This window comes from Nostoc sp. 'Peltigera membranacea cyanobiont' 232, assembly GCF_002245985.1.
GTDB lineage: Bacteria > Cyanobacteriota > Cyanobacteriia > Cyanobacteriales > Nostocaceae > Nostoc.
On the sequence record NZ_NOLK01000009.1, the window covers coordinates 43,957 to 69,411 of the forward strand.

At 44.1% G+C, this 25,455-nt stretch carries 22 protein-coding genes, 1 tRNA gene and 1 pseudogene; 10 read left to right on the forward strand and 14 right to left on the reverse strand.

The features are described 5' to 3' along the window. Positions 1-463 precede the first annotated feature (463 nt). On the reverse strand, positions 464-1,447 hold the full coding sequence (locus CDG79_RS05015) for an AraC family transcriptional regulator (protein WP_094341151.1): 984 nt from the start codon (positions 1,445-1,447) through the stop codon (positions 464-466). Between the two features lie 386 nt (positions 1,448-1,833). On the opposite strand from CDG79_RS05015, the gene CDG79_RS05030 reads away from it, so the two are divergent. After that, complete coding sequence (locus tag CDG79_RS05030) at positions 1,834-2,841, forward strand: aldo/keto reductase (RefSeq protein ID WP_094341153.1); 1,008 nt, start codon at positions 1,834-1,836, stop codon at positions 2,839-2,841. Between the two features lie 290 nt (positions 2,842-3,131). On the opposite strand, the gene CDG79_RS43410 is transcribed toward CDG79_RS05030, so the two are convergent. Further along, positions 3,132-3,314, reverse strand: a complete 183-nt coding sequence (locus CDG79_RS43410; protein ID WP_223278014.1) for a hypothetical protein — start codon at positions 3,312-3,314, stop codon at positions 3,132-3,134. Between the two features lie 15 nt (positions 3,315-3,329). Here CDG79_RS43410 and CDG79_RS43415 point away from each other — a divergent pair, with 15 nt between their 5' ends. Continuing rightward, a complete protein-coding gene (locus CDG79_RS43415; RefSeq protein WP_223278015.1) occupies positions 3,330-3,746 on the forward strand; it encodes a hypothetical protein in 417 nt (138 codons plus the stop codon). 22 nt (positions 3,747-3,768) lie between these two features. Here the strand turns inward: CDG79_RS43415 and CDG79_RS05040 are convergent. From CDG79_RS05040 to CDG79_RS05055, 4 genes are all read right to left on the reverse strand, one after another. After that, positions 3,769-3,840: transfer RNA gene (locus CDG79_RS05040), tRNA-Asn, on the reverse strand. A gap of 148 nt (positions 3,841-3,988) precedes the next feature. Then, a complete protein-coding gene (locus CDG79_RS05045) occupies positions 3,989-4,537 on the reverse strand; it encodes an NYN domain-containing protein (RefSeq protein WP_094332286.1) in 549 nt (182 codons plus the stop codon). 306 nt (positions 4,538-4,843) lie between these two features. Further along, positions 4,844-5,521 carry an ABC transporter ATP-binding protein gene (locus CDG79_RS05050; protein ID WP_094332285.1) on the reverse strand — a complete coding sequence of 226 codons (678 nt, stop codon included), beginning with the start codon at positions 5,519-5,521 and terminating at the stop codon, positions 4,844-4,846. A gap of 13 nt (positions 5,522-5,534) precedes the next feature. Beyond that, positions 5,535-5,807: a hypothetical protein gene (locus tag CDG79_RS05055; protein WP_012410874.1), complete on the reverse strand. Its 273-nt coding sequence runs from the start codon at positions 5,805-5,807 to the stop codon at positions 5,535-5,537. A 353-nt stretch (positions 5,808-6,160) separates the two neighbouring features. Between CDG79_RS05055 and psbD the strand changes: the two are divergent. The 6 genes and pseudogenes from psbD to CDG79_RS05085 all read left to right on the forward strand — a co-directional run bounded on the left by psbD (position 6,161) and on the right by CDG79_RS05085 (position 13,695). After that, positions 6,161-7,217: pseudogene (gene psbD, locus CDG79_RS05060) on the forward strand (photosystem II D2 protein (photosystem q(a) protein)). A 765-nt stretch (positions 7,218-7,982) separates the two neighbouring features. Then, on the forward strand, positions 7,983-8,264 hold the full coding sequence (locus CDG79_RS05065; protein ID WP_094341154.1) for a 4a-hydroxytetrahydrobiopterin dehydratase: 282 nt from the start codon (positions 7,983-7,985) through the stop codon (positions 8,262-8,264). A gap of 654 nt (positions 8,265-8,918) precedes the next feature. Continuing rightward, entirely contained in the window at positions 8,919-10,634 is a 1,716-nt protein-coding gene (locus CDG79_RS05070) for an iron uptake porin (RefSeq protein ID WP_094341155.1), read from the forward strand. A gap of 390 nt (positions 10,635-11,024) precedes the next feature. Further along, positions 11,025-11,987, forward strand: coding sequence for a cysteine synthase A (cysK, locus tag CDG79_RS05075; protein ID WP_094341156.1), 963 nt, complete (start codon positions 11,025-11,027; stop codon positions 11,985-11,987). 15 nt (positions 11,988-12,002) lie between these two features. Beyond that, entirely contained in the window at positions 12,003-12,704 is a 702-nt protein-coding gene (locus tag CDG79_RS05080; protein WP_094341157.1) for a J domain-containing protein, read from the forward strand. 118 nt (positions 12,705-12,822) lie between these two features. Next, positions 12,823-13,695, forward strand: coding sequence for a 6-carboxytetrahydropterin synthase (locus tag CDG79_RS05085; RefSeq protein WP_094341158.1), 873 nt, complete (start codon positions 12,823-12,825; stop codon positions 13,693-13,695). Between the two features lie 113 nt (positions 13,696-13,808). Here CDG79_RS05085 and CDG79_RS05090 read toward each other — a convergent pair whose 3' ends face one another. The 4 genes from CDG79_RS05090 to CDG79_RS05105 form a co-directional block, all read right to left on the reverse strand. Continuing rightward, the gene (locus tag CDG79_RS05090) at positions 13,809-14,366 is read right to left on the reverse strand and encodes a Uma2 family endonuclease (protein ID WP_094341159.1); all 558 of its coding nucleotides are present in this window, start codon (positions 14,364-14,366) and stop codon (positions 13,809-13,811) included. Between the two features lie 32 nt (positions 14,367-14,398). Next, entirely contained in the window at positions 14,399-15,367 is a 969-nt protein-coding gene (locus CDG79_RS05095; protein ID WP_094341160.1) for a PrsW family intramembrane metalloprotease, read from the reverse strand. Beyond that, positions 15,360-16,280 (reverse strand): class I SAM-dependent methyltransferase, encoded by a 921-nt coding sequence (locus tag CDG79_RS05100; RefSeq protein ID WP_094341161.1) that lies wholly within the window; start codon positions 16,278-16,280, stop codon positions 15,360-15,362. Before CDG79_RS05100 ends, CDG79_RS05095 begins: the two co-directional genes overlap by 8 nt. 214 nt (positions 16,281-16,494) lie before the next feature. Further along, the gene (locus CDG79_RS05105) at positions 16,495-18,177 is read right to left on the reverse strand and encodes a DUF3352 domain-containing protein (protein WP_094341162.1); all 1,683 of its coding nucleotides are present in this window, start codon (positions 18,175-18,177) and stop codon (positions 16,495-16,497) included. Positions 18,178-18,730: 553 nt separating this feature from the next. On the opposite strand from CDG79_RS05105, the gene CDG79_RS05115 reads away from it, so the two are divergent. Beyond that, on the forward strand, positions 18,731-21,370 hold the full coding sequence (locus CDG79_RS05115; RefSeq protein ID WP_094341164.1) for a M1 family metallopeptidase: 2,640 nt from the start codon (positions 18,731-18,733) through the stop codon (positions 21,368-21,370). Between the two features lie 144 nt (positions 21,371-21,514). Here the strand turns inward: CDG79_RS05115 and CDG79_RS05120 are convergent, their stop codons facing one another. Next, positions 21,515-22,357: a M56 family metallopeptidase gene (locus CDG79_RS05120; RefSeq protein ID WP_189524887.1), complete on the reverse strand. Its 843-nt coding sequence runs from the start codon at positions 22,355-22,357 to the stop codon at positions 21,515-21,517. Next, positions 22,357-22,776 carry a BlaI/MecI/CopY family transcriptional regulator gene (locus tag CDG79_RS05125; protein ID WP_094329782.1) on the reverse strand — a complete coding sequence of 140 codons (420 nt, stop codon included), beginning with the start codon at positions 22,774-22,776 and terminating at the stop codon, positions 22,357-22,359. The genes CDG79_RS05120 and CDG79_RS05125 overlap by 1 nt, the downstream gene beginning before the upstream one ends. A 337-nt stretch (positions 22,777-23,113) precedes the next feature. On the opposite strand from CDG79_RS05125, the gene CDG79_RS05130 reads away from it, so the two are divergent. Next, entirely contained in the window at positions 23,114-23,848 is a 735-nt protein-coding gene (locus CDG79_RS05130) for a 2-phosphosulfolactate phosphatase family protein (RefSeq protein WP_094341166.1), read from the forward strand. Between the two features lie 10 nt (positions 23,849-23,858). Here the strand turns inward: CDG79_RS05130 and rfbD are convergent, their stop codons facing one another. Beyond that, positions 23,859-24,779, reverse strand: a complete 921-nt coding sequence (gene rfbD, locus CDG79_RS05135) for a dTDP-4-dehydrorhamnose reductase (protein ID WP_094341167.1) — start codon at positions 24,777-24,779, stop codon at positions 23,859-23,861. A 36-nt stretch (positions 24,780-24,815) separates the two neighbouring features. Then, a complete protein-coding gene (rfbC, locus tag CDG79_RS05140; RefSeq protein WP_094329779.1) occupies positions 24,816-25,361 on the reverse strand; it encodes a dTDP-4-dehydrorhamnose 3,5-epimerase in 546 nt (181 codons plus the stop codon). Positions 25,362-25,455: the final 94 nt, after the last annotated feature.

Below are 25,455 nucleotides of genomic sequence, written 5' to 3' on the forward strand. Positions count from 1 at the left end.
AGATTTGTTTATCTTTTTCTTAATTATACTTTATAAAACTACAACTAATTATCCATCTTTTTGATGATTTTATCTTTTCTTAACCTTATTTTTTATAAATATAAATATTTACCTGTATATACAAATTTGAGTAGCAGATGACAACTCAGTAACTATGTTTTCTATCAGCTACATATTGTAGTAAGTAGATAAACTTAAATTAAACAGAAAACGCTCAGGATAAGGATTTATGACTTTCCATAGAAGTCGTGAATCTTGATATTATGTTTATTTATACCCACTTAATTAAGTGAAAAATACAATATTACATGTGTCAAAAATAACTGCTAAATAAAAATAAACTTTTGTTAAAGAGTGTATAAGTAGCTAGATTATGATTAAATATAAAACGTTCAAAGAATATTTGGGTGGAAACGATTTCTGCAAGATTAGGAAAGATTAGGACATCTTGAGGAGATCGTAATCATATTGAACTAGCAGTCTCCCTAGCAGCTTCTCGCAGCCGCTCCACATCGCGTATCGGTGGTGCACCAAAGAGCCGCTTGTACTCCCTGTTGAAGTGCGAGGCATCGTCATAACCCACTCGGTAGGCAGCACTGCTAGCGTCAAGGCTTTCCCCCAGCATCAGACGGCGAGCCTCCTGTAGCCGCAGTTGTTTCTGGAATTGTAAGGGACTCATTGCAGTGACAGACTTAAAGTGATGGTGAAAGCCCGAAACACTCATTCCAAGCTCTCGTGCGATACTTTCAATCCGAAGTGGCTCGTTAAAGTCTTTACGAAGTCGCTCGATGGCTCTGGCGATGTGGTAGGTGTAGCCACCCAGAACTGCAATATGACGGAGCCGATTACCTTGCTCTCCCATCAAGAGTCGGTAAATGATTTCCCGCTTAATCAGTGGTGCGAGAACATGAGCTTCTGTAGGGGAATCTAGAAGCCTGACGAGCCGCACCACAGCGTCCAACAGATTTGCATTCAACGGACTTACGTCAATCGCTTTCACATCAGCACGGCTGCGCGATGAGGGATACCCTGCCTCGACCATCACTGAGCCAACGAGGGTGGGGTCGAGATCGAGGCGAAGGCTAAAGTACGGTTGCGCCTTTGACGCTTCCAGAATTTGACTGACAATCGGCAGTTCGGCCGTAGCAAGCAGATAATGCATCGGGTCGTATTGATAGCGATCGCTACCCAGAAGAACTTCTTTGCTGCCCTGAGCGATCGCACAAAAGGCAGGGATAGAGACACTATAAATGCATTCCGAAGGTGAGGAGGAGCGGTTGAAGTGCAATCCTTTCAGTGGCTCAATCGTCCCATCATGACGAATAGCCTGTGCAATCCGCTCAGTCAGTTCGTCTCTGTGGGCTTGCGCTCTGTCTACCTCGCGCTTTGCCTGCGGGTCGTTCATTAAAGCGATATCGGACTTTTCACTCGTTTTGGCAGCGTTCATTTCTAAGTTTGCAGGATTGTACAACAATCTTAGACGATCGTTTTATTGCTTGCCCTTGAGGATTCTTACAATGAAGCTAAATCAATGAAAAATGATTTCGACTTCTTGCAAGCGTCTGGATTTTTATCTAAGAGAAAACTCAGTTTTGATTTGGAAAGAAATTTGCTTACGAGCAAATTTGGCCGGGGGATGCGATCTGGATCTCGCCGGGTGAGAAGCATTGGCATGGTGCTACAGCAACCACAGCCATGACGCACATCGCCATTCAGGAATGGCTTAACGGCAAGCCCGTGGACTGGATGGAAAAAGTCAGTGACGAGCAATACTGGGTCTGAGCCTGAAGTAAGACAGTTCCAACCTTTAATTCAAAGACAGGAGTTCAAAAAATGCAAAAGCGCAAACTTGGAAACAGTAATTTGGAAGTCTCGGCCATTGGACTCGGCTGTATGGGAATGAGCTTTTCCTATGGCCCGCCCAAAGACATACAGGAGATGACCGCACTTCTTCATGCCGCCGTCGAACGCGGCGTTACATTCTTTGACACCGCCGAGGTCTACGGCCCGTTATTGAACGAAGAGCTTGTGGGCGAAGCCCTCGCTCCTTTTCGGGGGCAAGTGGCGATCGCCACCAAATTCGGATTCGACCTGAGTCCTAATTCTGATCCCCGTGGCATGAAGGGTTCACCAGGACTGAATAGCCGACCAGAGCATATCAAGGAAGCTGTGGAGGGCTCGCTCAAGCGACTCAAGGTCGAGACAATAGACTTGCTCTATCAGCACCGGGTTGATCCGAACGTGCCGATCGAAGACGTGGCAGGAGCGGTGAAGGAACTTATTCAGTCAGGTAAGGTGAAGCACTTCGGACTTTCTGAAGCCGGCGTGCAAACGATCCGTCGCGCGCACGCCGTCCAGCCGGTCACGGCTCTCCAGAGTGAATACTCACTGTGGACGAGAACGCCTGAGCAGGAAGTGATACCGACCCTTGAGGAACTCGGAATTGGCTTTGTCCCGTATAGCCCGTTGGGCAAGGGCTTTCTGACTGGCAAGATGGATCAAAGCACTACATTCGATAGTTCCGACTTCCGCAGCACCCTACCCCGCTTCACGCCGGAGGCTCTCAAGGCAAATCAAGCCTTAATCGATCTGCTTGGCAGCATCGCCGAACAGAAGCAGGCGACCCCTGCTCAGATTGCGCTTGCCTGGCTGCTGGCCCAGAAACCGTGGATTGTTCCGATCCCTGGTACTACGAAACTGCATCGCTTGGACGAAAATATCGGGGGAGTCTCAGTCGAACTCACGCCCGACGATCTGCATGACATTGATGATGCGGCCTCCAAGATCGTGGTGCAAGGGACTCGGTATCCCGAAAAATTGGAGCAAATGACTGGTCGCTAAACGGCAAAAAATGCGGATGATCGACGCGAACATTAAGGGGGTTCTGTACGGCATTGCCGCAGCGCTGCGACATCTGCAATAGCAGAAAGCCGGGCATATCATCAATGTCTCCTCTGTGGCTGGCCTTACGGCCAGTACATTTTTATTTTGTTTACGGGAAGCCACCACTAGCATCAAGGCGTTGCTATCCGCGATCGCAAATTGTCCCCAACTATATTGACACTTTTAGGCCGATCGCCCTTCATCCGAGATGCAATCGCCAGTTTTCTGAAACTAGATTAACCTGAGAGCTACCCCTTTAGCACCTTTGCCAAATATTCATACTGCTCTAAAGTATTGTAAATCTGCGCTGAAATCCTTACCAACAGCCGAGGTTTTTCCTGCCAAGGCATAACCTGCACTTGAATACCAAACTTATCAAACAACTCATCATGTCTAGACATGAAATCGCGGTTTTCCAAAGTCGCAGACATTGGCACAACCTGCCATTGAACCAATCATTTCATCTGGACAAGGCGGCTGCACTTCTAGCGCTTGACAAAGTAGCCGTCTTCCCTGCAACACTAGCTGATGATTTTGCTGCATCAATTCTGTCCACATTAACGCCAGTCGTCGCATTAGGGACAAATACTAAATTGTGGACATCAGCACCTAAAAACGCCGCTAGCTTACTTTTCGCATCGTCTAGTAAGGTTCCCACTCCCTACCAAAAAAGCGTACAGGTTGATGTTCTAACTGCGATGTCTAACGACAAGCCGCTGACGCTCCTTCGTCGCTACCGCTTCGCTAATGCGTCTACGCAAATTTTGTTTAAATTCCAACACTTGTTTAGGACAAGCACCAAAAGACCCATGATTCAGAAACGTCACAGTCCAGTCAAGCGACCAGAAATCTCTGAAAAATAATCTAGAATCCAAAATTCATAAACTCCCCAGGCCGGATTCGAACCAGCGACCAATCGATTAACAGTCGATCGCTCTACCACTGAGCTACTGAGGACCACTCACGATTTATAATCTTAGGGCTAAAAATAGTATTTGGCAAGTACTTTCGCCAATATTTTTTAAGATGCTTAATAATTAGATAATTTTTGCAGCCAAAATCCATTCAGAAACTTAAGCAGAGACTCTTAAATACCAAATATCTACTATAATCCCATTCGTAACTCAGCCAAACGCTGCCGTGCCTTAGCATCAATAGCATTAGCTAAAAACCTACTCTTTGATTGTTTACGGGTATGATACTTCTGTCGCATCCGGCAGACGGTAGCTTCAACTTCCCCACAGAGTTGTTGTGCCGACAACCATTCAGCCCCATACCCCTGTATCATCAACTGCTGCGCCCGATCTGATGTAGCAACAATCACACGAGAAATCAAAGATTGGGCTATTTGGTGGCGAAAAGAAGCACAAGATTTTTCAATATAAGTATCTGCGGTCTGCCCAAAATCAGTGTAATAAACAGATAAAAGCTCAGTAATTATTTCTTTATTACTAGAGGTGTTCTGATATTGGGCATCAAAAACTATCTGAGTTGCATAACCTTGAAATGCACTATAACCAGTCATTGCTTCCACAAGTTCGCCCCGTGCGGCCTCTAATCCAACGCTATCACGCGTTTTTTTAAGGCAAGGCCAAGCGCCTATTATATTGTAGCCGTCCACTAACAAAACGGCTTGGAGTAAGGAACGGGACATGGTTTTTAATCACAATTTTCTAGAGTTAACAAAATTCATTCATAAGTTTTATAATAATTGATGCATTGTCTGTAACACTATGCTACATAGAATAAAAAATACGGTAGCTTGACAAAACTCAAACCTAAGATAGACGTACCAACTTAAAACGCGCCTTAGTTTAAAAGGCGCGTTGCAGTTCTTTTTAAGTAGTGGCGAAAATCAATAGTACTGAGTTAAAAGACCACCTGTAAAGTAAAAAGTACTTAGGCTTTCAAAAGCCTAAGTACTTTTTACTTTACTCAGCCCATAGCCCTCAGCACTTAATTAAGAGGCTTCGCTGTGTACCTCCATCAGACGTTGTTTGAGACGTTGGGCTTCACCTCTATCTACCAGAGAGCCTTTTTCTAGCAAAAAAGCGCCGTCACAGTAATTTAACTCGTCTAATCGATGTGTTACCCACAGGGCTGTGATCCCTCTACTTTTAACAAGGCGACGGACACTAGCAACTAAATCCAACTGGCTATCTGGATCTAGTAAGGCAGTAGGTTCATCTAATAATAAGACTTCACAGCGACGGGCGATCGCACCTGCGATCGCCACTCGTTGTTTCTGTCCCCCAGAGAGTGCATAAATAGGTCGTCGTTGCAGGGTAAGCAAATTCACCGCCCCTAGCGCCTCCTCAACCCTGGCTCTAGTGGCAGCAGGTGGCAACTTTTCTTCCACCAATCCAAAAGCCACATCAGCACCAACCGTTGGCATCACCAGTTGATGATCTGGATTTTGGAAGACAAAGCCAACGGGGTGCAAAACCCGAATTTCGCCAGATTCAGCAGCTAATAACCCGGCCAGCAGTCTCAGTAACGTTGATTTTCCACTGCCATTTGTACCCAAGAGCATCCAAAACTCACCCTTGGGTACTTCTAAAGAGCAAGATTTGATAACTTTCTCTCCATTTGGCCAACTGAAATTTAAATCCTTGACCTCAATGCCCACTTGAGCCATTTGTCAACCTTGGTTACTCAGCAGCTACAGCGAAAAAGCCAGGTGGTCTGCCACCACCAGGGGTTGTACCATCTTTCTGAACAATCTGCACCCCAGAAATTTCACTAGCGCGGACAGCAATTTTTTTCTCTGTCTTGCCCTCACACTTGAGTTCTACAATGTCAGGATTCCCAGAACGGATGGCTGCCAAAATTAGCTGATACACAGCCTCAGCATCCTCAGCTGACTTACGTTGTACTGAGATAGGGAAAGCAGTGTTTCTGATGCTTAAATCGATGGTAAACATTTAGCAATAATCAAATTTAACTGTGGACTCATTTTAGCGTCAGCTGACTGATTCTAGGGAAATGGGCATTGGAAGAGGCTGAGGGGCACTTAGCTGGGGGCAAGGGGGAAAATTAAAATTATTTCTTTACTCCCTGTTCCTTTGGCTTATCTACCTCATCTGGATCAAAAATTAATTTTTATGACAAAACCCCTAGAAAAATTAGCGATTTACACCTAATATGATTAAAGGTATGTAAAAAATTGTAAACTTGGTTAACAACCCGGTTAACTTTCTGCTTATGGAAGGCTTTTATATAGCCATCTATAATACAGATACAACCTGTACTTATAAACATTTGGAGATTTGCTCTAATGACCATCGCAGTTGGACGTGCGCCCAGTAGAGGGTGGTTTGACGTTCTAGACGACTGGCTCAAGCGCGATCGCTTCGTATTCGTAGGTTGGTCAGGGATACTATTGTTCCCCTGCGCCTTCCTAGCACTAGGCGGTTGGCTGACCGGCACCACCTTCGTCACCTCTTGGTATACCCACGGATTAGCCTCCTCCTACCTAGANGGTGCGAACTTTTTGACAGTGGCAGTATCCACCCCCGCCGACAGCATGGGACATTCCCTATTACTGTTGTGGGGCCCAGAAGCCCAAGGCGACCTCACCCGTTGGTTCCAACTGGGTGGCTTGTGGCCATTCGTTGCCCTACACGGAGCCTTCGGTTTGATTGGCTTCATGTTGCGGCAATTTGAAATTGCCCGTCTAGTAGGTATCCGTCCTTATAACGCCCTCGCCTTCTCTGCTCCCATTGCGGTATTCGTCAGCGTATTTCTGATGTACCCCTTGGGACAATCAAGCTGGTTCTTTGCACCCAGCTTTGGCGTAGCGGCAATTTTCCGGTTCCTGCTATTCCTGCAAGGCTTCCATAACTGGACACTCAACCCCTTCCACATGATGGGTGTTGCTGGTGTATTGGGTGGTGCATTATTGTGTGCTATTCACGGAGCCACAGTGGAAAATACCTTGTTTGAAGACGGTGATGGAGCTAACACCTTCCGCGCCTTCAATCCAACCCAGTCTGAAGAAACCTATTCAATGGTGACAGCAAACCGATTCTGGTCACAGATTTTCGGGATTGCTTTCTCCAACAAACGCTGGTTGCACTTCTTCATGTTGTTCGTGCCAGTTACAGGTTTATGGATGAGTGCCGTCGGCATCGTCGGTTTAGCACTCAACCTGCGGGCTTATGATTTCGTTTCCCAAGAATTACGGGCGGCGGAAGACCCTGAGTTTGAAACCTTCTATACCAAAAACATTTTGCTGAACGAGGGTATCCGCGCTTGGATGGCTCCTCAAGATCAACCCCACGAACAATTTGTATTCCCTGAGGANAGTTCTACCTCGCGGTAACGCTCTCTAATATTAAAAGCTGACCATGACTTGAATCAAGGTTGTGGTTACCCAAACTTGACATCAGCCAGATTAAATAATCTTCTTGGCATAAGTCAATAAAGTGTCAACATTCCCCATTCTCCAGTCATCTCCCACCAAAAGGCGGGAGATTTTTTTTTATATGGTTAATATCTCTAAATTTATATGTTATGTTAGATGAAGGTTATAAACCCAGAGTAAAAGCTCTGCCCTTTTGAAACTAAGACCGCTTAGGCAATAAGGAGGTGATGCCCATGATAGAAAGTAGTAAAACCATGGGTCATCAGGTTGCAGTTAGCCGGCTGTGTGCCGGGGCTGTTCTCTAAAAGTTAGCCTTAGTTATCTTTGAGATACTAAGTTAGCTCAAGTAGCTAGGCAAGCTCGGAGTTCCTTCCGGCAGTCTGGTTGCAACCTGAAGACCCGCTAGACCGCTCTGATTTAGATCGTCCGATCTAAATCAGAGCGGATAGTTTTTTAAGGGTGACTTTTGAAAACTTAGATAGCGAAACCTGCGGCGGGTAAACCCAATGCGTTTAAGTTTTCTTAAAAATAAAAATATCTTGCATCAAACCTTGGAGTATGACCAGATGTGAGCTAAAGCATTTATTTACCAAGCCTGATTTAAATATACACACATGTATGAAGCATTAGTTTGTCTTCATAATATATGTGGATATATGTGGAAAATTAAATGGGGTTTTTTATGTTAAATGCAAAACTGAGTAACTATAACATAGCTTAGGAATTTTTTGACATGGCACAACTACTCACTAAAGCGGAAATCCAAGAACATGCAAAGGTTCTGTCAGGTTGGACTGTTGAAGACTCCAAGTTGCATATTACCCGCACATTCAAGGATTTTATCCAAGCAATTGAGTTTGTCAATAAACTGGTGGAACCGGCTGAGTCAGCAGGACATCATCCAGATATAGAGATTTCCTACAACAAAGTGAAAATTACACTTACTTCACATGATGCAGGTGGGCTAACGCAGACAGACTTTGATGTAGCGCAGGTGATTTCGCAAATTAAATAAGTAATTTCTTCTGACATCTTGTACCAGGAAACTGGAAGTAACCATAACAAAGACAAAAGCCGCCTATCTTTACTTATGAAGGAAAAGTAGCCCGTAAATTGATTGAGAGTAATGTTACAGGTTTTTCTTTGGAGTACGCGGATTTCAAAAACCTTGATTCCTGATTTTGTTTTTATTCCAACAATACCAGGCGAATAGCCGAGCAGAAAGGCTTTGCTACATTTTTACAGCCAAGCTAGTGTATTTTAATTAGTGTGCAATTTCTGCTTGGCTAAGTGTGAGAAGTAATTTTGGTTACAAACTGCTAAGTATCTAGCGCTTTCAGCAATTTAGCCAAGTGAGGAGCAGATTCCCTAAACCCTACTCCCTGCTTAGAGATTTAGATAACCATGTGTGACAGTTATTAAGCCGATCGCTCCAATCTTGCCATCTAGATCAGATGTTTTATAATGTTATGATATAAAGATATGTTTTTGCATAAGTTAATCACATCAGTTTTTAACCCTAAGTTAATCGTTTATTAGCTTTGCAAAAACTAGAATTGTAGTAATGGCAATTATGCCTCATCCATAGGTTTCAATGAGATGTGGCATTTTCGGGAATTAGGTGGAACGAAACCAATTATCTAAACAAGGTGTGAGGAGTAAAGAAAAGATGTCTAATCTCTTATGGAAATCCTTAGTGGTTAGCCCAGCAGTTTTGGGAGCAACATTGTTAGTTTCGACAACAGCGATCGCGGCTCCAAACACAGCCACTGAAGTATCACCAGCGAAACAACCAACTGTAGCTGAAGTTGCCCAACAGCCAGAAATATTGGCTCAAACAACGATAGATCAAGTTAACCGCTACAGCAACGAAGGCAACCAAAATAACTCTCAGTCTCAAGTAACATCGGTTTCTCAATTTTCCGATGTCCAACCCACTGACTGGGCATTCCAAGCATTGCAGTCCTTGGTTGAGCGCTATGGTTGTATTGCAGGTTACCCAAATGCTACTTATCGCGGCAACCGTGCTTTGACCCGTTATGAATTTGCTGCTGGTTTGAATGCTTGTTTGGATCGGGTTAACGAATTGATTGCCACAGCAACAGCTGACTTGGTGACTAAACAAGATTTAGCGACCCTACAACGTTTACAAGAAGAATTTTCCGCAGAATTGGCAACTCTACGCGGTCGCGTAGATTCCCTAGAAGCGCGGACTGCTGAATTGGAAGCGAATCAGTTCTCCACCACCACCAAACTAGTCGGTGAAGCCGTTTTTGGTGTTACTGATGTGTTTGGAGGTAGGAATGGTGACAACAATAATACTGTCTTCCAAGATCGGGTACGTTTAGACTTGCAAACCAGCTTCACGGGTAGAGACGTTTTACACACCCGTCTAGCAGCAGGGAATGCACAACCCTTTGCAATAGATGGTATTAATAGTGGTGCTGAAGGTACACAAACATTCCAAGTTGGTAATACTGGTGGCAATGCTGTCACCATAGACCGCTTGACTTATGAAGTTCCCATAGGCCCAGCCAATGTGTACTTGGCGGCCAGTGGTGGACGACACAGCCATTATGCTGCTGTCAACAACCCTTACTTTTTTGATAACACTGATGGCGGTAACGGTGCTTTATCTACCTTTGCTTCTGAAAGTCCCATCTATCGGATTGGTGGCGGTGCAGGTATAGCGCTCAATCTCCCACTTGGTAAAGGTGGCGGCATCTTAGGAAATAGCTCAATCACAGCGGGTTACTTGGCATCTCAAGCTAATAATCCTGGTCTTAGTCAAGGTCTAACCAATGGTGACTATGCCGCTTTAGGACAGTTGAACTTTAGTGTTGGCGATCGCTTGGCTTTAGCTGCTACCTACGTTCACGGATATAGCGCAAGTGGTGCTTTATTCGACTCTGGTTCACAGGGAACAGTTGGAGCTTTTGATGTAGGCACTGGACAAGCTAACTTTTTAGGTAATGGTACAACAAATACTGTAAGCCCATCTTCAAGTAATTCCTACGGTGTGTCGGCTGCCTTTAGACCCAGCGACAAGCTGTCAATTAGTGGCTTCGTTTCTTATCATGATGTCACAGGTGTTGGTGCAGGTGATGATTATGAAGCTTGGAGCTATGGTCTTGGGGTAGCCTTACCTGATTTCGGTAAAAAGGGTAACGTTTTAGGTGTTTTTGCTGGTGCAGAACCCTATTCCTTTAACCGACCAGGTTTTGTTGGTAATAATGTACCATATCACTTTGAAGGTTTCTACAAGTATCGTGTGTCTGATAACATCTCAGTTACCCCTGGTGTAATTTGGTTGACCTCTCCTGGTCAGAGCAGCGCTAACGACGATGCAATTATCGGTACGCTCAGAACAACTTTCACTTTCTAAAGTGTTGACTATCTACTGACAATTTTGAACCTATTCGTCCCCGCCATCAGGCGGGGTTTTTTGTTTTCACTAGCAGCAATAGATAAACTCCAGTAATCAACCGGAGTATAATAGAGAAGTTAGGAGTTGTCAGTACAGTTAAGATTTTTCAGTTAAGAGTTATCAATTGTGGCGGGTTTTATATGTAGGGGGGCTGGGGGTTAGGTTTTCGAGATTTTAGTGTTAGCAATAATACTTTTAAAACATCTTATGGGTAATATTCTCATTTATTGCTAACGTCAGTTCACGGTTGTTAGGAAACCCGCCGACCTTGCGGGAAATGCAAAGCCAAACAGGACTGGACTCATCAATGACAAATGACTCTTGACTAAGTAACTGAGGACTATAATTATGCGAATTGCTTGTAACATTACAGAACTGGTTGGTCGTACACCCTTAGTACAGTTGAACCGCATTCCCCAAACAGAAGGATGTGTTGCTGAAATTTTGGTGAAACTAGAAAGTATGAACCCATCGGCATCGGTCAAAGACCGGATTGGGGTCAGTATGATTAACGCCGCGGAAGAGGAGGGGCTGATTACTCCTGGAAAGACAATATTGGTAGAACCCACTTCTGGAAACACAGGAATTGCCCTAGCAATGGTAGCAGCAGCTAAGGGTTATCGCTTAATTTTGACAATGCCAGAGACAATGAGTGGGGAGCGTCGGGCAATGTTGCGGGCTTATGGAGCAGAATTGGAACTAACGCCAGGAATGGAAGGCATGAGTGGGGCAATTGTCCGATCGCAACAAATAGTTAATACTACGCCAAATACTTATATGTTGCAGCAGTTCCGCAATCCAGCCAATTCAAAAGTGCATCGGGAAACTACAGCCCTAGAAATCTGGGAAGATACCGATGGACAAGTAGATATAATCGTAGCTGGGGTAGGTACTGGTGGTACGATCGCTGGTGTGGCAGAAGTAATTAAAGCACGCAAACCTAGTTCTAAGGCGATCGCTGTTGAACCAGCCAATAGCCCAGTTTTATCTGGGGGAAGACCAGGGCCACACAAAATCCAAGGAATTGGTGCTGGGTTTATTCCGCAAGTTCTTAAGATAAAATTGATTGATGAAGTGATTACAGTCACCGATGAAGAAGCGATCGCCTATAGTCGGCGTTTGGCAAAAGAAGAAGGGCTACTATCTGGTATTTCCAGTGGAGCCGCTTTATGTGCAGCAATTCGCGTTGCTCAACGTCAAGAAAACAAAGGGCGTTTAATTGTGATGATTCAGCCTAGTTTTGGTGAGAGGTATTTGAGTACACCGTTGTTCCAAGACCTGGATGCAAGGTTAGCCGCTAGCATCAGCTAACGATAAATTGAATTAATGGTCAATTCTAAACAGGTTTCTAACCATTACGAAACTCTCAAAGTTAGTCCAAGTGCAAGCCTTGCGGAGATTAAGCAAGCTTATCGCCGCTTGGTTAAGTTGTTTCATCCTGACAGTAATCAGGATACAGCCGATCGCGAGCAGATTATTCTCATCAATGCAGCTTATGAAGTCTTAGGCGATAAGCATAATCGCCGCAATTATGACCAACAACTGCAAGATGACTCTCAAAAATTAAATAGCGATCGCCAACAGCGTACAGCATCAGCACAAAAGCATTACCAGACAAAACGAAAAACAGGACGGGAAGCTGACGAGCAAGTTGAAGAATGGCTGCGTCGAGTTTATCAACCAGTCAATCATCTGCTTTTTGGTATTCTCTATTCTCTAGAGGAGCAAATAGAGCAATTAGCTGCCGATCCTTTTGATGATGAGTTGTTAGATGAATTTCAGGAATACTTACAAACCTGTCGAGATGACCTCAAGCAGGCACAAATTATTTTTCGATCTCTGCCGAATCCCTCTAATTTAGCAGGGACTGCGGCTAACCTCTATTACAGCCTCAATCAAGTAGCAGATGGACTTGACGAATTCGCTTATTTTCCTTTGAGCTACGATGAGCGTTATTTACATACAGGTCAAGAATTATTCCGCATAGCGACAAGATTACACTGTGAAGCGCAAGCGTCTGTTATGTAGTTATTGGGCATGGGGCATGGTCAAATAACAAATGACTAATGATAACTGACAAAGAAATTAGTTTATGCTGGATACAGAAAAAGATTAAGAAATTTTAAATTCTGCTCATAGTGTACTCATGCAATGTATAGTCAATCGCCGCGCCCAGTTTTCAGCAAGTCATCGCTATTGGTTGCCAGAACTGAGTGAAGCCGAGAATATTGAAAAATTTGGTGCTGGTTCTAGATTTCCTGGACACGGACATAACTATGTCTTATTTATCTCCCTTGCCGGGGAATTGGATGAATATGGTATGGTACTTAACTTGTCTGATGTGAAACACGTAATCAAAAGAGAAGTTACCAGTCAATTGGATTTCTCTTATATCAACGATGTCTGGGCAGAATTTCAGCAAACTTTACCCACCACTGAGAATATTGCACGGATTATTTGGCAACGGCTAGTACCGCACTTGCCTTTAGTCCGTGTGCAGTTATTTGAACATCCTGAACTTTGGGCAGATTATATGGGAAACACAATGGAAGCATACCTCACTATCAGTACTCACTTTAGCGCCGCCCATCGGCTAGCTCATCCTAATCTTAGTAACGAAGAAAATACTGAGATTTATGGTAAGTGCGCCCGTCCTCACGGTCACGGACACAACTATCATCTAGAAGTCACTGTCAAAGGTGAAATTGACCCACGCACTGGCATGATTGTTGATTTAGGGGGTTTGAATCAAGTGGTAGAAGATTATGTAGTTGAACCATTCGATCACACCTTTTTAAACAAAGACATTCCTTACTTTGCCGAAATTGTGCCCACTGCTGAGAATATCGCACTTTACATTAGTAATTTGCTGCGATCGCCAATTCTTGAATTGGGAGCTAAACTTTACAAGGTGAAATTGATTGAAAGTCCTAATAACTCCTGCGAAATCTACTGCACAGAGTCAGAATCTGATTCAGTCAGTGCAGGCGTGAATCAGCCAGTATTAGCACGGGTTTAGCTGTAGGGATTGGGGATTGGGGATTGGGAACTGGGAATTGGGAACTGGGAATTGGGGAGACAAGAGGCAAAGGTGCAGAAGGGAAATAATCTAATGCCCAATGCCCCATCCAGCTAAAAAAGTTTACTCACTAAGCAGGTGAAACCAGGTAGTAAAGGACTTGTCAATTCATCTTGACTAAATAAGGTAGCTGCTAACTTTAATGCAGCTTGCTCACGACGATAAACTTCAACTTTCTTTTGTATAGAATCGCAAATCCAATATTCTTGAACCCCTTGCACCGAGTACAGCTTTAGCTTTGTTTCCCTGTCGCGTTTCTCGTTTTTTTCGCCGGGTGACAGAACCTCTACGACTAACTCTGGTGCGCCCGTAAGGTGTCCAGCTTCATCTAGCAAGTTTTTTAAACGTTCATGACTTGCCCACACCACATCAGGGATCACATTGTCAGCATCTGAGAAAATGATTCCAGGTGCGATCGCAGCTTTACCTAAACCAGTTTCATCTGACCAAATATTAAGAACTGTAACAATATTGCCACAACTCGATTGATGATCCCAGTGAGGTGCTTTAGTCACAAATAGTTCTCCATCAATAATCTCATAGCGATTTCTGCGATCGCCAGCAAATAGCTCTAGGTCATCTGTCGTCCAACGCACTGGAGTTGTTTGCATAGAAACCCCCTAGCATTTTCTTAAATCATATTTTAAAAATAGCGGCGACGGGCGGAATGTCGCAAATAGCGATAAATGCCCCAAGCTAAAACTCCAAAAAAGAGATTTAGCAAAAAGCGACTAAATATAAACCACAAAATATAACTGTCAAAAAGCTTTGACGGACTCAAAGGACTAATTTTATTGGCTAAGAGAAACAGCCCAAAAATAGCATTTCCACCCAGCACGAGGGCAAAAAGCGCTAAACTCCTTTGCCAGTAACGGCGCTGGGGTGTACGGGCTGAAATCAGGGTAATTACTGGTTTACCTTGCACTTTTCGCAGTAATTGTTCTAGTCGCCAAAACATCCACAATAGAAACGGAAATAAACCATAAGGAAGGAAACATAGCGCTAGTGAGTAACCGCAAGCAATAGATAGAATATTAACTAGGGCATGACAGATTACAGAATTCAGCCAAGCCGTAAAAATTAACTTCCTGTCTTGATTTAACCGATTTTTAGACGAAATATACATTGCCAAGGCATATCCCCAAGGCGCAGAGAACATGGCATGAACTGGCGTGCTGATAGTACGGCCAGGAATTGATGCTGTATCGTTAAAAAGGTAAATCCAGTTCTCTTCGGCAGTGAATCCAAGGGCAACGGCTATGGTGAAGAGGAAAACGGTTGAGGGAAGTAATCGATACGTGCGTTGCAAATAGTAGGTTGGCACAAGAACCCCTGCTAACTTGCAGCCTTCTTCAATTAGACCTACTTCCACAAGCTGCCGCAAGATTGCACCAGGAAGCGATCGCTCGAACCGTTCCCAATCTACAATCCAATTGGCTACAGTTTCAAAATTCGATTCGAGTCTAAGTGCTAAAAGACCAGATATTGCCCCAATGCTAAAGAACATCAGTAACGTTAACAGAGGTGGGGCAAATGGGACTCGATAGTAGTAGTAGGCTAGCAGCAGCAAGGGTGGTATTACTGCCCACAGCAGTAAAGAAAAATCAACCACTCACCTGAGCAATTACTGTGCGGTGACGGTGGGTATTGTTGGTAATAGTGGGAGTTTGGAAACCTGCTTCAACAATAGCTTGCTCAATGTCCAAAGCAAAATATTCATCTAAATACGGTTCAGTACTTTTGAGCAACGTCAAAATGTAGGCTGGCATTTTCTGGTAGACTTCAGAATTAGGATTCATGTCCATGATTGCCAAGTAGCCACCTGGACGCAGCATGCGCCGCATTTCAGCAAAAATCTGTCGGGTTGCTGACTGGGGTAACTCGTGACACATCAGGAAAATTGAGACTAAATCAAATGAAGCATCTGGTAGCCCAGTAGATTCAGCTTGGGCATGAAGCCAATTAATTTTAGCTTGACGTTGTTGGGCGCGGTAATTGGCAACAGCTAAGAAGTAGGGAGATAAGTCCAAGCCTGTGATTTGGGAATGGGGATAAATTTCCTGCATGGAAAAGGTACTCAAACCTACAGCACACGCCAAGTCTAAAATGTCTTGGGGTTGATTGGGGATTTGGCTTTTTAGGATATCGTGGTAACTTTGGCGCAGTTTAGCATCTCCTTCCGCTCCAGCATCCTGCCAAATTCCAGCATGGACGGTACGAGCAGCAACTTCTAGCTCCCAAGCAGCTTTCCAACTGAGGTCTCCGTCTTCGTAGGCATGGAATGGCCGCAAATAGTATTCTGGGTAGGAAAGCTCAGGATTTTGTACCTGAGCTAGATCGGCCTTCCAATCACGCGCCTGTAGTGTCTCGACTTCTTGCGTCCAAGGTACGCCAATTTTCTCAGCACGTTTAATCATCATTTGACGGGCTTGATGTTTGGCTAGGTTGGCTAAAGGCTTGATTGCCAGTACGCCATTTACCAAGCGGGAAGCGAAGCCAGGAGTATTTTTTACAGCAGCAGTCATAAATCAGTTTGCATTTAACAGCCTTTTCTACTTATGACATACTTGCTGGAGGCAGTCTAGAAATGAATTGAATTTTATAACGGCAGTTTGCCTCCTGTCGCTTGCTCTAAGCCAGGCTATGCCGTTGGCAAAGCCTCTCATAGAGAAGGCTTTAGGCTACGCTATCGTCACGTCAATCCAAAATCTAAAATTGAATTGTCCCATACTCAATCCCCTATTTTGCAGTTTTAGGCTTGAGAGCTAACAACATCTCTAATTCACTAGTGGATTTATCGGGGCTATTAGCGGTAAAACCAAGACCACGAATGGAATTAAGGATGGTGATGGTATTGGGATCGGATGAAACTAAACTATTGATCGAGGGCACAGTTTTAGTTTTATCCATATCCAGATAGAAATAGCCGCCGTTGGGTTTGTGCAAAGAACCAGTAACGGCTTTGAAAGCGTCGCTATTATCGAGAGATGAATTCTTGCGATCGCTAATCGCATCAGCAACTGGGCCACCAACAGCCACAAATACAGTGTCTCGATCCAGCCAACCATGCGCCAATAAAGTTCCCTGTTTGGGGATTTGCCATTCAGTTACATCTTTACCACCGATCATTCTATTGGCGATGTTGATTTGTTGAGTTTTGGCGAGGGTATCCAATTTTGTCAAGGTGGCTTCGGCCGTTTTGCGATCGCTAGTGTCAAATACTAAAGCACCTCCAAAACCAACGCTGGCTAACACTCCTTGATTCGATGGAATCGCACCAAAGGCAAATTCCCCATTCATCCAGCCAAAAATATCCTTATCTAGGTCAATATTGACAACTTTTAGTTGTCCTCGCGCTTGTTCCAGGGCTTGCTTCATTTCTGGATAATCTTTTGACTGTTCTACTAAGATTTCCCAGCCACGGCTGATGCCATTTCCGCTAATTAGAGCAAAGGTATCAACAGGAAATTGCCCGACTATATTTCCCGGACTTGATTGATATTGGAATTTATTAAGTTGCGGATCTAAATTAGCGATCGCTTTTACCCGCACTCCCGCATCATCAACACCAACACCCGCCACCACAGATTTTATCTGCTTCAGTTGCGCCAAGGCTTGTGGAGGTAACTGCTTTGCCTGCTGACTTCCGGCTGCTAATTGCTGTACCATACCTGCATAGTCTGGTACATAAATTTGGGCGAGGCTGTTTTTAACATCCACTCCTTTGCTGAGAATGCTGCTTGCACCTTCTTTACTGGCAAAAGAAGACTGTCCCTTAAAGGTGTCAATTGCTTTTTCTACAGCTTGCTTTTCGGGGGCTAATACCAAGTAACTATTATTTAAAACTACGCTATATGTCGGCTTACCCTTTTCTGTAGTTTCGATAATTTTTTGACCTTGATAGTCAGATTCCTGGAATTTCCCCCCTTTTTGTGACTTCAATTTATTAGCAAAATTCAAAGCACTGAGTTTATCCTTGATTCCCACCACTATCAGGATATTTGATTCCTGCTGTAAATTTGTTGGTACATTCGGTGTCCCAGAGGGCACTTTGAACTGTGCCGGTTTCACGGGGTTCGGTGGTAGTACAGCAATCATCACACCACCAACCCAAGGCTTTATGTCTTTTTCATAAGAAACATTCCCGTCACTGAACATTTGCTTATTGAAATCTTCTAGACCTTTTGCAACTAACTTTTGTGCTTCTGGAGTGCCAAACTGCTGTAACTTTGCCCAAGCTTGAGGATCGGTAGTAATATAAGTTGCCATCAATGCTGTTGAAGGTACTAATTTCGCACTACCGAGAGCATCTGAGCTACCTCCTGATGGGCCTTTAAAATACATGTAAGCCGCTATACTTCCTACTACAACTAGAGCAGCGCCAACAGCAGGAATGAAAAACTTTGATTTACTTTCGGGCATCTTGTTATCCTCTTTTGCTCAGATTGTCACCGAGATTTATACAAGTGTCATTGTAGAGTTTTCGGATTTATTAATAATTTCCGCTCATCGATCGGTATTTACTGATAAAATTAGTAGTCCTGTAAGCTAAAAATCTAAAATAATTACCCTAAAAAAGACTTCAAGGGGATGAAGAGCGAATCCGCAAATGATATGCTGTTCGTTTAAAAGAAAATAGCCTACTTAACAGCAACAAGCTATCCTAAGTTATAAGAATAATTAGGAGTATTTGTACTTAATATGAATATACCGAGGTGCAAGGGACACTTGACTCGATAACAAAAAAGTGCAAAACATCAGGAAAAGTAAATGCGGGAGGGATATGGAAAAAAGTCCCAGGATCGGCTGCCGATCTTCGGGAATTTGGGTGAGATTAATTTCAATCCCCCAATCCCCAAGGGGAATCTTAACCCCCATACAGCCCTATTTATTTGGGAAATACAGACACCGCTATTTTGCTTAATTAAATCTAGCCAAGCCAGACTTTTCAGGATTACAAGGTCAGTAAGGATCAATGTCGAAGTCTTATTTTGATACAGATAATAACGGACACAAACCTTTTGAGTTACCGGGAGCAAGACCACACTACAACCCCGATCGCCCCGGACAAGTGGAGCATATTTTTCTCGATCTCAGTTTGGATATCCCCAAGCAAAGCTATCAGGGCAGTTGTAGCATTCGCCTCTTGCCAATCCGTAATGGCATTGATCGTTTGACTTTGGATGCTGTCAACTTGAATATCGAGTCTGTGCAGGTGGACGATGTGCCACAAACTTTTGACTACGACGGCGAACAGCTTTTTATCCAACTTGCTGAGGCGACTCAGATTGGTAAACGCTTACTGATTGCGATCGCCTACTCGGTGGTAAAACCGCAACGGGGTATTTATTTTATCCAACCAGACAAGCACTATCCAAACAAGCCCACTCAAGTTTGGACTCAGGGAGAAGACGAAGACTCTCGCTTTTGGTTCCCCTGCTTTGACTATCCAGGACAATTGTCTACTTCAGAAATTCGCGTTCGTGTTCCCAACCCTCTCGTGGCGATTTCTAACGGCGAACTGATTGACACAACAGAAGATGGTGATTACAAAATCTACCATTGGTCACAGCAACAAGTTCATCCTACCTACTTGATGACTTTGGCTGTCGGTGACTTTGCCGAAATTCGGGATGAGTGGATGGGTAAACCAGTCACCTACTATGTAGAAAAAGGACGAGAGGAAGATGCTAAACGCAGCATGGGCAAAACTCCTCGAATGATCGAATTTTTGAGCCAAAAGTATGGTTATCCATATCCTTTCCCGAAATATGCCCAAGTTTGTGTTGATGACTTCATCTTTGGCGGGATGGAAAATACCTCCACAACCTTGTTAACAGATAGATGTTTGCTGGATGAACGCGCTGCTTTAGATAACCGCAACACCGAAAGCTTAGTCGTCCACGAACTCGCGCACCAGTGGTTTGGTGATTTGGTGGTGATTAAGCATTGGTCTCATGCTTGGATTAAGGAAGGAATGGCTTCCTATTCTGAGGTGATGTGGACAGAACAGGAATATAGTCAGGGAGAAGCAGCTTACTATCGTTTATTAGAGGCTCGTCGTTACATTAGTGAAGATAGCACCCGCTATCGTCGCCCGATGGTAACACATGTTTACCGCGAAGCTATTGAACTTTACGATCGCCACATCTACGAAAAAGGGTCTTGTGTATATCACATGATTCGCTCCCAATTGGGAGATGAATTATTTTGGCAGGCTATTCAAACATTTGTCCAAGATAATGCCCACAAAACTGTAGAAACAATAGATTTACTCAGGGCGATTGAAAAAGCTACCGGACATAATCTTTTGTTCCTCTTTGACCAATATGTTTATCGTGGTGGTCATCCCGATTTTAAGGTAGCTTACTCTTGGGATGGGGATGCTAATTTGGCAAAAATTACAGTAACTCAAACCCAAGCTGCTGAAGGTAAAAATGGCAGTAAGGATTTGTTTGATTTAAAAATACCTATTGGTTTTGGCTATAGCCAACAAGAAGCCAGAAGTGAGGAGTTAGGAGTTAAAGATAATTCCCAACTCATAACTCCTAACTCGCAACTCAAAATTTTTGTAGTGCGGGTAAATGAACGAGAACAAAGCTTCTATTTTCCCTTAGAAAATAAGCCCCAATTTATCAGCTTTGATGTTGAGAATAATTACCTAAAAACAGTAGCTTTAGAGTATCCCACCGCAGAGTTAAAAGCACAGTTAGAATCTGACCCCAACCCGATTTCGCGCATATATGCAGCAGAAGCTTTGGCGAAAAAAGGCGGGTTAGAAGCGACAAAAGCACTATCTGCGGCGCTCAAAAATGACCCATTGTGGGGTGTGCGGGTGGAAGTAGCGAAGCAACTAGCCAAAATTAATTTAGACCAAGCTTTTGATGGCTTGATTCTGGGATTAAAAGATAAAAATGCTTACGTGCGAAGATATGTAGTGGAAGCACTTGCTCAAATCAAAACTGCTGAAAGCTATAAAGTTGTGAAAGGGTTGTTGCAAAAGGGCGATCCTAGCTACTACGTAGAAGCAACAGCATCTCGTGTGATTGGCGCGATCGCCTCTGCAAACTTGGAAGAAAAACCCAAGGAAGACAAGGTATTAAAGCAACTCAAAGGCATTTTAGAAGAAAAAGCGGGTTGGAATGAAGTAGTGCGGAGTGGTGCGATCGCCGGTTTAGCTGAATTCAAAGCCTCGGAAGCAGCTTTAAATTTACTAATCGAGTACACCAAACTTGGAGTACCACAACCTCTACGTTTAGCCACAATTCGCGCTTTAGGAAAGATTTCTGGAGGTCAAAGTCCGGCTAATTTGGAACGGATTTTAGAAAAATTAACAGAACTAGCTAAAGAAACCTTCTTTTTAACGCAAGTGGCGGTAGCCGCAGCGTTAGGACAAATGGAAACACCCAAAGCTGTGGGGATTTTGCGATCGCTAGCTGAACAAACAGCCGATGGGCGTGTCCGTCGCTCTGCTGAAGAAGAAATTTCCAAGGTGCAAAAGAACATCGGTTCAGAAAAAACCCTGCGTCAATTGCGTGAAGATTTCGACCAACTCAAGCAACAAAACCAGGAATTGAGAAGCCGTTTAGAAAACTTGGAGGCTAAATCTAAATAGCACAACGCGATCGTTAAAAGTTGGTAATTGGTAATTGTGGTAAACCCACTACCAATTGCCGAAATTGTACTTAACGCTGTAATTTTATATTATTCTTTTTCTTAAAATCGCGACTTCGTGCTATTGTGCGCTAATAAATTCCACTTAGCTATGAAATATCACAGCTACTAGAGGCAATAACGCCAAAAGAAAACCATGCCAGGACTGCAATTGAGGTTCTTGGATCGGTTCTGGTGGCGCTAATAGGGCTTCGATTCTCTGTTCTAAGCGATCGCCGACACCAGAGGAACCCAATGCAGCACAGCAGATTTCCGATAATACTGGGCTGGTACTAACTACTAATAACAGTGATTCTGCTAACACCAGAGGGTCTACCTGCAATGCTGCATAACCATCGGCACGGAGTTCGCGCAAAGCTAATAGTTCTTCCCACAAAAGCTCTGTATTTGGCAACCAAGCGGTGCAGGAACGCACCCAGCCCAGCCAAAAAAACCAGAATGTATCCTTATAATAATGATGCCCTTGCTCGTGGGCTAAGACGCTTTCTAAATGATCTGGTGAGAGAGTTTGCAGTAATCCTTGGCTAACTACCAGTTCTGGTTGCCAAAAACCAATTTGACCCGCAAACAACGCCCCCGTTTGCAGTAACCTGGCTCGTTTATCCCCCAAATTTACCAGAGGACAGTTACGAGCAGATTCCACAGACTGCCAACCCTGGAAGGCAAGTTTAATACATGAAATGGCAAAAAATGCCAAATAAATCAACGCTACTACATAGCTGACTGAGCCTGTATACATTCCGCCCATTTGCCCTTGAGGCCCCATGAACAGCACAGCGATCGCAGTCATGAAAATTAGTAAGGGCGGGAAGAGGAATAAAAATAGCGATCGCTGCCACCGCAGATTCCAATTGCCTTGGGGTTGATTCCAAGAGGATCTTAAGCACCAGGCAACTGCCAAAGCAATCAAAATCATTATGAGATGCATCATTTTTCCTCCCTGGCTTGGCGTGCTGATTGAATGCGTTTGGCGATCGCTGCTATTTGCTCGCTAGCTGCTTCATCTAGGCTATCAGCAAAGGCAGCAACAACATCGGGGTTCCCCACCGCCAGAAATCGCTGTAACTGCTCGTGAGCTTTGATAACATCTGATTGCTGCTTACTCAGCATTGGCCGCCAATAAAATGCCCGCTCTTTTTTATCGCAGGCTAACCAACCTTTATCAGTGAGGCGACGTAAGACGGTGGTGACAGAAGTATACGCTAATTCGCGGTTGGGATCGGTCAAAATGCGATCGTGTACATCCTTGACTGTGGCTGAACCAAGTTCCCAGATGATATTTAAAATTTCCGCTTCCAACGGGCCTAAAGATAATTGTTTAGGGCGGTAATCGGGTAAAGGTGCCATAGCGATTTCGATTTGAGGTTTTGGATAAGCGGAGTGGAAGTGAAAATTTCGGTTTTTGTTTCGCAAGGTTAGTCAGTATGCGTAGTGGTGCTAACCTGGGAATGCCAAATATAGCTTTAAGATATCTGTTCTTGTTTTAGATTACAGGATAATGCCGCAAGTCTGAAAGTCTATAAGCATAAAAATGGACTTTTTGAGTATTTATGTATTGAATAGGTTACATAATGCATTCTGATGCTAAAAAAATCTCTGGGAGTAATTGTAACTATAGTTAGTGACACCAACTAGGTAGAATGTTATTTTGCGGCAGTAGTATTAAAGCAGGTGTATCCAGCGCGTGAAGCTATTCGTATACCACACTCCTGAATTGACTCCAACGGGTAAAGCGCCAGAATGTGCGATCGCAGTTGATGTCTTGCGAGCCACTAGCACAATTGCGACAGTTTTGGCAGCTGGAGGCGAAGCTGTACAAGTATTCAGCGATTTAGATCGGTTAATTGAAGTTAGTGAAAAATGGCCATCTGAAAAACGGCTGCGGGCTGGAGAACGCGGCGGCGCGAAAGTACCTGGCTTTGAGTTGGGGAACTCTCCCCTCGACTGCACACCAGAATTAGTCCAGGGGCGGCGGTTGTTTATCAGTACCACCAATGGCACTCGTGCCTTACAACGGGTACAAGACTCCCCAAATCTATTAGCCGCAGCCTTAATTAACCGGGCGGCTGTGGTGCAATTTGTTATAGAGAAGCAACCAGAGACAGTGTGGATTGTCGGTTCCGGTTGGGAAGGTAGTTTTTCTTTAGAGGATACAGTTTGTGCAGGTGCGATCGCTCATAGTATTTTGCAGCAAACCCAGTTGTCACCAGAAGAACTCGCTGGGAATGATGAAGTAATTAGTGCGATCGCTCTTTACTCTCAATGGCAAGATAACTTATTGGGATTACTTCACCAAGCTAGTCACGGTCAACGATTGTTACGCCTTGACTGTCTAGATGATTTAAAATATTGTTCCCAAACTGATATTTTAGATGTCTTGCCCATACAACATGAAACGGGAGTATTAAAAAGGGGATAGGGACTGGGGATTAAGGAAGAGTTTTCCCAATCCCCAATCCCCAATCCCCAGTACCCAATACCCAATCTTGAAGCATTTGCCGAAGTCTTTGTCGCCAATGAGGTGGATAAGTCCCTAAGATTGCGGCAATTTTTCCACAAGCAAGCACAGAATAGGCTGGGCGACGGGCTGGTGTGGGATATTCAGCAGTTGTAATGGGGAGAATACGTTCAACTTTCAAAGGGAAGCCTAGTTGTTGGGCTTCTTCAAAAATGGCAACGGCAAAGTCATACCAGCTAGCAACGCCGCTATTAGTGTAGTGATAAGTGCCGCTAATTTCTGGGGCTAACTGGAGAGTCGTTTGGGCGATGACTGCGGCTATATCTTGCGCCCAAGTTGGGCTACCAATTTGATCGGCGACAACACGAAGTTCTTGGCGTTCTGCACCTAATCGCAGCATAGTTTTGACAAAGTTACTTTTGCCAAAGGTTCCATAAACCCAAGCAGTACGGAGGATCAGGTGATGGGCGCAAGTTTCCCGAATTGCTTCTTCTCCAGCAAGTTTGGTTTTACCGTAAACACTCAAGGGATTAGTTGCATCGGTTTCCTGATAAGGGCGATACCCATTACCATCAAAAACATAATCGGTCGAAAGATGAATCAGAAAAGCTCCTAATTTTTGGCTTTCTTGGGCAATAATTAGGGGTGCAATAGCATTAATAGCGCTTGCAACTTCAGGTTCGCTTTCTGCTTTGTCTACAGCAGTGTAAGCAGCAGCATTAATGATGATTTGCGGCTGCTTTGCTCTGATAAAGTTGCGGAGAGTATCGGGTTGGGCAAGGTCTACTGTTGGACGGATTACTGAGATAATATCGCCATAGCTTGGGAGGATTTGTTCTAATTCCTTACCTACTTGACCGTTGCTACCAATCAGCAAAATTGATTTACTCATCCTAATTAGTTCTCGAATCTAACGCAATCATCAAGCCTAATTAAATACTTCCGCAGTTCTCAAAGATTTACCCGCTTGGTCTTTAGCTGATAAAATCGGTGTAGCACTCACGGGCCAATCTATCGCTAAATCTGGATCGTTCCATAAGATGGTGCGATCGCCTTGGGGCGCGTAGTAATCTGTAGCTTTGTAGAGAACTTCGGCTATTTCTGAAAGCACGAGAAAGCCGTGAGCAAAGCCTGGTGGTATCCACAGTAGGCGTTTGTTCTCAGCACTGAGTTCATAACCTACCCACTTTCCAAAAGTAGTCGAACTTTTTCTGATATCTACGGCTACGTCAAAGATAGTGCCAACAATAGCCCGGACAAGTTTACCTTGGGGTTGGTGAATTTGGTAGTGCAATCCCCGCAAAACGTTTTGTTTAGAGCAAGAGTGGTTATCTTGGACGAAGTTGGTAACAATACCAGTCTCTTGGGCAAATTTGCGATCGTTGTAGGCTTCAAAAAAGAACCCCCGATCGTCTGCAAATACTTGGGGTTCGAGTTGTATAACTTCAGGAATTTTGGTACGTACAATGCTCATTAATATTATTTCGAGTAACCCACCACAGTATTAATTGTGAGAGTAATTTAATGCTTGTATTTTACAGCTAGCAGGTAACACTTCGACCGGAGCT

Bases quoted from the DNA above. Each gene is read 5' to 3' on its own strand.
- CDG79_RS05015 (WP_094341151.1), bottom strand. From the start codon at position 1,447: ATGAACGCTGCCAAAACGAGTGAAAAGTCCGATATCGCTTTAATGAAC.
- CDG79_RS05030 (WP_094341153.1), top strand. From the start codon at position 1,834: ATGCAAAAGCGCAAACTTGGAAACAGTAATTTGGAAGTCTCGGCCATT.
- CDG79_RS43410 (WP_223278014.1), bottom strand. From the start codon at position 3,314: ATGTCTGCGACTTTGGAAAACCGCGATTTCATGTCTAGACATGATGAG.
- CDG79_RS05045 (WP_094332286.1), bottom strand. From the start codon at position 4,537: ATGTCCCGTTCCTTACTCCAAGCCGTTTTGTTAGTGGACGGCTACAAT.
- CDG79_RS05050 (WP_094332285.1), bottom strand. From the start codon at position 5,521: ATGGCTCAAGTGGGCATTGAGGTCAAGGATTTAAATTTCAGTTGGCCA.
- CDG79_RS05055 (WP_012410874.1), bottom strand. From the start codon at position 5,807: ATGTTTACCATCGATTTAAGCATCAGAAACACTGCTTTCCCTATCTCA.
- CDG79_RS05065 (WP_094341154.1), top strand. From the start codon at position 7,983: ATGGCACAACTACTCACTAAAGCGGAAATCCAAGAACATGCAAAGGTT.
- CDG79_RS05070 (WP_094341155.1), top strand. From the start codon at position 8,919: ATGTCTAATCTCTTATGGAAATCCTTAGTGGTTAGCCCAGCAGTTTTG.
- cysK (WP_094341156.1), top strand. From the start codon at position 11,025: ATGCGAATTGCTTGTAACATTACAGAACTGGTTGGTCGTACACCCTTA.
- CDG79_RS05080 (WP_094341157.1), top strand. From the start codon at position 12,003: ATGGTCAATTCTAAACAGGTTTCTAACCATTACGAAACTCTCAAAGTT.
- CDG79_RS05085 (WP_094341158.1), top strand. From the start codon at position 12,823: ATGCAATGTATAGTCAATCGCCGCGCCCAGTTTTCAGCAAGTCATCGC.
- CDG79_RS05090 (WP_094341159.1), bottom strand. From the start codon at position 14,366: ATGCAAACAACTCCAGTGCGTTGGACGACAGATGACCTAGAGCTATTT.
- CDG79_RS05100 (WP_094341161.1), bottom strand. From the start codon at position 16,280: ATGACTGCTGCTGTAAAAAATACTCCTGGCTTCGCTTCCCGCTTGGTA.
- CDG79_RS05105 (WP_094341162.1), bottom strand. From the start codon at position 18,177: ATGCCCGAAAGTAAATCAAAGTTTTTCATTCCTGCTGTTGGCGCTGCT.
- CDG79_RS05115 (WP_094341164.1), top strand. From the start codon at position 18,731: ATGTCGAAGTCTTATTTTGATACAGATAATAACGGACACAAACCTTTT.
- CDG79_RS05120 (WP_189524887.1), bottom strand. From the start codon at position 22,357: ATGCATCTCATAATGATTTTGATTGCTTTGGCAGTTGCCTGGTGCTTA.
- CDG79_RS05125 (WP_094329782.1), bottom strand. From the start codon at position 22,776: ATGGCACCTTTACCCGATTACCGCCCTAAACAATTATCTTTAGGCCCG.
- rfbD (WP_094341167.1), bottom strand. From the start codon at position 24,779: ATGAGTAAATCAATTTTGCTGATTGGTAGCAACGGTCAAGTAGGTAAG.
- rfbC (WP_094329779.1), bottom strand. From the start codon at position 25,361: ATGAGCATTGTACGTACCAAAATTCCTGAAGTTATACAACTCGAACCC.